This is a genomic window from Streptomyces solincola, from assembly GCF_002982015.1.
GTDB classification, from domain to species: Bacteria; Actinomycetota; Actinomycetes; order Streptomycetales; family Streptomycetaceae; genus Streptomyces; species Streptomyces solincola.
On sequence record NZ_PVLV01000327.1, the window covers coordinates 1 to 6,100 of the forward strand.

The 6,100-nt window shown below is 74.8% G+C and carries 6 protein-coding genes; 2 read left to right on the forward strand and 4 right to left on the reverse strand.

Going from position 1 to position 6,100, the window contains the following annotated elements; all coding sequences use genetic code 11:
• Positions 1-128: 128 nt before the first annotated feature.
• Genes C6N75_RS20610 through C6N75_RS20625 form a run of 4 tightly spaced genes read right to left on the reverse strand, consistent with a single transcriptional unit; the run spans position 129 to position 4,093 of the window.
• Entirely contained in the window at positions 129-1,157 is a 1,029-nt protein-coding gene (locus C6N75_RS20610; RefSeq protein ID WP_105870395.1) for an ABC transporter substrate-binding protein, read from the reverse strand.
• 1 nt (position 1,158) lies between these two features.
• Positions 1,159-1,965 (reverse strand): ABC transporter ATP-binding protein, encoded by an 807-nt coding sequence (locus tag C6N75_RS20615; protein ID WP_105870396.1) that lies wholly within the window; start codon positions 1,963-1,965, stop codon positions 1,159-1,161.
• Positions 1,962-3,047, reverse strand: a complete 1,086-nt coding sequence (locus C6N75_RS20620) for a FecCD family ABC transporter permease (RefSeq protein ID WP_105870397.1) — start codon at positions 3,045-3,047, stop codon at positions 1,962-1,964. Before C6N75_RS20620 ends, C6N75_RS20615 begins: the two co-directional genes overlap by 4 nt.
• Complete coding sequence (locus tag C6N75_RS20625; protein WP_105870398.1) at positions 3,047-4,093, reverse strand: FecCD family ABC transporter permease; 1,047 nt, start codon at positions 4,091-4,093, stop codon at positions 3,047-3,049. The genes C6N75_RS20620 and C6N75_RS20625 overlap by 1 nt, the downstream gene beginning before the upstream one ends.
• 141 nt (positions 4,094-4,234) lie before the next feature.
• On the opposite strand from C6N75_RS20625, the gene C6N75_RS20630 reads away from it, so the two are divergent.
• Positions 4,235-5,041: a helix-turn-helix transcriptional regulator gene (locus C6N75_RS20630; protein ID WP_105870399.1), complete on the forward strand. Its 807-nt coding sequence runs from the start codon at positions 4,235-4,237 to the stop codon at positions 5,039-5,041.
• A 145-nt stretch (positions 5,042-5,186) separates the two neighbouring features.
• The gene (locus tag C6N75_RS20635) at positions 5,187-6,014 is read left to right on the forward strand and encodes an isochorismatase family protein (RefSeq protein ID WP_105870400.1); all 828 of its coding nucleotides are present in this window, start codon (positions 5,187-5,189) and stop codon (positions 6,012-6,014) included.
• Positions 6,015-6,100 lie beyond the last annotated feature (86 nt).

Genomic DNA, 6,100 nt, shown 5'->3' on the forward strand with positions numbered 1-6,100 from the left:
CGCGAGCACACCGTGACGCCGTGACGCCGAGCGCGCGGCGGGCGGCGAGGCCTACGCCGTGACGCTCACCGCCCGCCGCGCGCTCGGCGTCACGGCGTCACGGTGTGCTCGCGCGGACGCCGGTCGGGTCACTTGCCGGCGACGGCCTTGGCCAGGATGGGGGTCAGGTTCTCGACGACCCAGGAGGCGCTGAGCGCGTCGGGGTAGGCCATGGCGACGGCGAGGCCGTTGTCGGAGGGGACGACGGTGTCGTGGTTGCCCTTGACGACCTTCAGCGACTGGTAGAGCTTGTTCTTCTCCAGCTCGTCGGCGCTGAGCAGGCCGTTGTCACCGAACGGGTAGGTCATCAGCAGGATGTCGGCCTCGAGCTCGTCGAGGTTCTCCAGCGAGACGGCGTTCTTGTTGGGGGTGTAGTTCTTGGCGTTGGGCGCCTTGCGGAAGCCGAGCGCCTCGAAGACGCCGGGGTCCTGGGCGGCGAAGGAGGCGTAGCTGAGCTGCTCGGGGTGGACGACCGCGTAGGTGTAGGTCTTGCCCTTGAACTCGGGGTGCGCCTTGGCGGCGTCGGCCAGCGCCTTGTCGTTGGCGGCGATGACCTCGTCGGCCTTCTTCTCCAGGCCGAGCGCCTTGGCGGCCGTCTTCAGCCGCTCCTGCCAGGTCAGGGTGTCGGCCTGCTCCTTCTCGGCGTAGGTGACGACGGGGGCGACGGGCGCGAGCTTGGCGTACTCCTTGTCCATCTGCCAGGTGTTCATGCCCAGGATGACGTCGGGCTGGGCGGCGGCGATGGCCTCGAAGTCGGTGCCGTCGGTGTCGTCGAACGTCTTCGGCTTGCCGCCCCCGAGCTTGTCCAGGGCCTGCTGCTTGTACTCGGGGAAGGGCGAACCGTCCTCGACGTCGGGGGTGATGACCGGGACGATGCCGAGGGCGAGCGCGATGGAGGTGTCGCCGTCGGAGACGGTGGCGACCTTGACCGGCTTCTTCTCGACCTTGGCGGCGCCCCAGGCGTTGGTGAGGCTGACGGGGAAGGCGCCGGCCGAGGAGCCGCCCTTGTCGCCGGCGGCCTCCTTGGCCGGCTCGGCCTCCGTGCCGCAGCCCGCGACGAGGGTGACGGCGGCGGCCGCCGCGAGCAGCACGCGGGCGGGTCTGGCGAAGGCGTTCATGTCAGTGGTTCTCCTGTGGTGCGTGACGGCGGCCGAGCGGGAAGATCTGCGGCCGGTCCGTGCGAGGGTGGGGTACGACGACGCAGTCGAGGCCGAAGACGTCGGCGACGGTGCGGGCGTCGAGTACCTCGTCCGGCGTGCCCTGGCGGACGATCCGGCCGTCGCGCATGGCGACGATGACGGAGGCGTACAGGGCTGCCTGGTTGAGGTCGTGGGAGACGAGGACGATGGTCTTGCCGGCCTTCTCGTTGAGGTCGGCGAGCAGGTCCATGACCTCGATCTGGTGGGCGATGTCCAGGTAGGTGGTGGGCTCGTCCAGCAGAAGCGTGGGGGTGTCCTGGGCCAGTGCGAGCGCGATCCAGACGCGTTGGCGCTGGCCGCCGGAGAGCTGGTCGACCGGGCGGTCGACGAGTTCGGCGGTGCCGGTGGCGGCGAGCGCCTCGGCGATGAGGACGTCGTCGGTCTCGGTGCGGCGCTCGCCGAACCGGCGGTGCGGGTGGCGGCCGCGCCAGACCAGGTCGCCGACGGTGATGGACTCGGGGGCGATCGGCGACTGCGGAAGGATGCCGAGCCGGCGGGCCACCTCCCGGGTGGGCATGGCGTGGATGTCGCTGCCCTCGAGGAGCACCGAGCCGGCGGCCAGCGGCAGCAGCCGGGCGATGGACTTCAGCAGGGTGGACTTGCCGCAGGCGTTGGGGCCGACCAGGGCGGTGATCTTCCCGGCGGCGATCTCGACGTCCAGTCCGTCGATGACCCGGTGCTTGCCGTAGCCGGCGGCGATGGCGCGGGCCTGGAGTGGGTGTGTCACGAGGAGGCTCCCTGTCCGCGCCGAAGGATCAGCCAGACGAAGTAGGGCGCGCCCAGCAGCGCGGTGAGGACCCCGGTGGGCACCGGGCTGATCAGGGGGGCGTGCAGCGCGAGCACGTCGGCGCCGATGACGATGGCGGCGCCGACCGGCGCGGCGAGCAGCACCGAGCGCTCGGCTCCCACCAGCCAGACGGCGATGGGGCCGCTGATGAGGGAGACGAAGCCGATGGGGCCGACGACGCTGGTGGCCAGGGCGGCGGCCGCCGCGCCGAGCAGCAGCACGGCGACGCGGGCCGGGTTGACGCGGGCGCCCAGGCCGGTGGCCAACTGGTCGCCGAGCGCCATGGCGGTGAGCGAGCGGTTGAGCCACACGGCGAGCGGCAGGCAGCAGGCGAGGCCGGCGGCCAGGGTGGTGACGCCGTCCCAGTCGGCGGCGTTGGTGGAGCCGATGGTCCAGCGCATGGCGACGGCCAGGGCGTTGGCGTCGGCGACGGTGAACAGGTAGTTGGTGTAGGCGACGCACACCGCGCTCAGCCCGATGCCGACCAGGATCAGCCGGTAGGTGTCGACCTGGCCGCCGCGCCAGCTCAGCGCCTGGACGGCGGCGACCAGCACGAAGGAGCCGGCGATGGCGGCGACCGGTGCGCCGACGACGTACGCGGCGGGGGCCAGCAGCAGCACGGTGGCGGCTCCGGCGCTCGCGCCGGCGGAGATGCCGACGATGTCGGGGGTGGCCAGCGGGTTGCGGATGAGGCGCTGGTAGAGCGCGCCGGCCAGGCCGAAGAGGGCGCCGGCGAGCAGCGCGGCCAGGGTGCGGGGCATCCGCAACTGGAAGACCAGGTAGTCGGCGAGGCCGTCGCGCAGGCCGAGGGCGGCGGGCAGTACCTCGCCGGCCGGGACGCCGTCGAGGTCGATCAGCAGGGCGGCGGCGGTGAACGCGAGCAGCAGGGCGACGAGGCCGGCGCCGACCAGCGCCGTGCGCCGGTTGCGGGCGCGGCGGGCGGCGCGCAGTCGGGCGACGGCGGCGAGCGCGGGCGCGGCGGCGGTGTCCGGGGCGGTGGCCCGGGCGTCGAGGACGGTCATCACACCCGCACCAGGTCGCGGCGGCGGGCGAGCCACACGAAGAAGGGGGTGCCGACGATGGCGGTCATCACGCCGACCTGGATCTCGCCGTGGTCGAGGACGAGCCGGCCGGCGGTGTCGGAGACGGTGAGCAGCACCGCGCCGGTGGCCATGGCGACCGGCAGCGACCAGCGGTGGTCGGCGCCGACGAGCATCCGGGCGACGTGCGCGCCGACCAGTCCGACGAAGGCGACGGGGCCGATGGCGGCGGTGGCGGCGGCGCACAGCAGCACGGCGACGGCGGCCGCGGTGAGGCGGGCGCGCTCGACCTTGACGCCCAGTCCGCGGGCGGCCTCATCGCCGAGGCCGAGGACGTTGAGGGAGCGGCCGAGGGTGAGCGCGAGCAGCAGGCCGGCGATCGCGAACGGCAGGATCTGGCCGAGTGCTTCGGCGCGGCCGGTGAGCTGGCCGACCGACCAGGCCCGCAGATGGGCGAAGGCGACCCGGTCGCGGACGACGAGCAGGGTGATGACGGAGGACATCACCGCGCCCATGGCGACGCCCGCGAGGACCAGTCCGATGGTGGTGGAGCCGGTGTTGGTGCGGGTGCCGATGAGGTAGACGAGGGCGGCGGCGCAGGCCGAGCCGGCCAGCGCGAGCCAGAAGTAGCCCTGGACGCCGGTGACTCCGAGGAACAGGATGCCGAGGACGACGAAGAGCGAGGCGCCCTGCTCGACGCCGAGGATGCCGGGATCGGACAGCGGGTTCATGGTGAGCGCCTGCATGATGAGTCCGGAGGCTCCGAGGGCCGCGCCGACCAGCAGGCCGAGGAAGGTCCGCGGGATGCGGTCGGTCCACAGCACGTGGGAGTCGTAGCTCTGGCCGCCGGGGTGCAGCAGCACGCTGACGACGTCGCCCGGGGAGATGTCGCGCGCGCCGAGCGCGATGCCGGCGACGAGGGTGGCGGCCAGCGCGACGGCGGCCAGCACGGCCACGGTCGCGCCGCGCGAGGAGCGGGTCCGTGCCGGTGGCGGAAGGGACGTCACCGGTGGGGACGTGTCGGTCATAAAGGTTTCCTCGGCTCCTCACGAGTCGCAACAGCCAGTTAGGTTACCCTAACCTTAGTGCCGCCGATCCAACCAGGGGTCGGAGTGTTCACACTCAGGGGCCGGGCTGCCGGCCCCTCCGTTTCAAGGGGGTTGGCCGGCATGGTGCGGCATGCGGCTCATCAGGCGTACGGAGCGCCCGGCGGCGTACGCGGCGGGGCGCGGGAGGCCGAGCGGCCCGGCGAGTGCCAGGTGGCGGCCGGCGGGCACGGCGTCCATGTGCACGACTTCCACCAGTTCCTGTACGCGCCGGTGGGCCGGATCACGGTCAGCGCGGACGGCCGGGACCACGAGTTGTCGCCGGCGGTGGCGCTGTGGGTGCCGGCCGGCGTGGCGCACAGCGCCCGGTTCGACCCCGACTCCCTGGTCATCGCCGAGGACTTCGGCGTCCACCACCGGCTGCCGTACGCCCGGGCCACCCGGGTCAACGTGGGCGAGGCCCAGCGCAGGCTGCTGCTGGCGCGCACCCGCAGCTCGCATCCGGAGCCGGACTGCGCCCGGGTGTTCGCCGCGCTGACCGCCGGGCGGCGGGACTGCCTGCCGCTGCCGCAGCCGGTCAGCGGCGCGGCCCGGGCGGTCGCCGGGGAGCTGCTGCGCCGCCCGCACGACCCGCGCACCGCGACCGAGTGGGCGGAGAGCCTGTACGTCAGCTCCACCAGTCTGCGCCGGGCGTTCCGGGCGGAGACCGGGCTGGCGTTCTCCGAGTGGCGCACCCGGGTGCGGCTCAACCGGTCGCTGGACCTTCTGGCGCAGGGCCTGCTGGTCGGCACGGTCGCCTCGCGGGTGGGTTTCGTCTCCACCAACGGCTACATCCTGGCCTTCCGCCGCCACTTCGGCTCGACGCCGGGGGCATACGCGCGGCGGCGGCCCGACGGCGCCGCCACGTCGTCGGCGGGAGACCGCTCCTGACGCCGGGTCGGGGCGGCGCCGGTCGGAGCGCGGGGCGGAGCCCCATCCCCCGATCGAGTGAACTTAGGCTAGCCTAAGCTAAGCCTTCGGGGCCGGTGCAGTGCGCGCCGGCCGACCGTCCGCCGTGCCATCAGCGAGGAGACGTATGGGTCCGCCGACCGCCGTGCCGCACCCCGTACCGGGAGGGGACGGCCTACCGCCGCCCCCGGCGGCCGCGCTCCCCGACCCGGCCCGGGCCGCCCTGGTCGTGCTCGGCCTCCAGCGGGACCTGCCCGAGCTGCTGCCCGGCCCGTGCACCGGCGAACTCCTCGCCTCGGTACGGCTGCTGCGCGACCGGGCCGGCGCGCTGGGCGTCCCCGTGGTGCACGGCGTCGAGCGCCGCCCCGCGCCCGGGCCCGGCCCGGCCGGCGGACCGCCACCCGGGCCGCTGGAGCCGCGCGTCGGCGAGTACCTGGTGGACCACGCCCGGCCCAACGCCTTCCTCGGCAGCCGGCTCGCCCGGGTGCTGCGCACCCTCGGCCGCGACCAACTGGTGCTGTGCGGGCTGCTCGCCGAGCACACGGTGCTCACCGCGGCGGACGCGCTCGGCCACGGCTTCACGGCCTGCCTGGCGTCCGACGCGGTCGCCGACCTGACCGCCGAGCGCCGCGCCGCGGCCCTGCGCCGGGCCGCCCGGCACGGGGCCCTGATCCGCCCGGCCGGGGAGCTGTTCGCGCCGGACCCGCCGCGACGGCGAGCGGCGGCCGCGCCCGGACGGGCCGAAGCTGCCGCGGCCGGACCCGAGCGGACGGAAGCTCCCACGCCCGTGCCCGCGCCGACCGGCACGCGGGCAGAACCCCCCGCGGGCGGGCATCCGGCGGCCGAAGCCCGTCTCCCGGAGCCGGCCGGAGCCGGACACCCGGCGGCCGGAGCCCTTCCGGCGCGGCCGGTGGGAGCCGAACGCGTCTCGGACGCCGCCGGCCTGGCGGTCTGACACCCGCGACCGCCACCGGACCCGCACCCCGGCCCGTATCCCCGCCCGCAGCCGCCAGCCCGGCGGCCCGCACCCGCCACCAGCCC

Bases quoted from the DNA above. Each gene is read 5' to 3' on its own strand.
- C6N75_RS20610 (WP_105870395.1), bottom strand. From the start codon at position 1,157: ATGAACGCCTTCGCCAGACCCGCCCGCGTGCTGCTCGCGGCGGCCGCC.
- C6N75_RS20620 (WP_105870397.1), bottom strand. From the start codon at position 3,047: ATGACCGTCCTCGACGCCCGGGCCACCGCCCCGGACACCGCCGCCGCG.
- C6N75_RS20625 (WP_105870398.1), bottom strand. From the start codon at position 4,093: ATGACCGACACGTCCCCACCGGTGACGTCCCTTCCGCCACCGGCACGG.
- C6N75_RS20630 (WP_105870399.1), top strand. From the start codon at position 4,235: ATGGTGCGGCATGCGGCTCATCAGGCGTACGGAGCGCCCGGCGGCGTA.
- C6N75_RS20635 (WP_105870400.1), top strand. From the start codon at position 5,187: ATGGGTCCGCCGACCGCCGTGCCGCACCCCGTACCGGGAGGGGACGGC.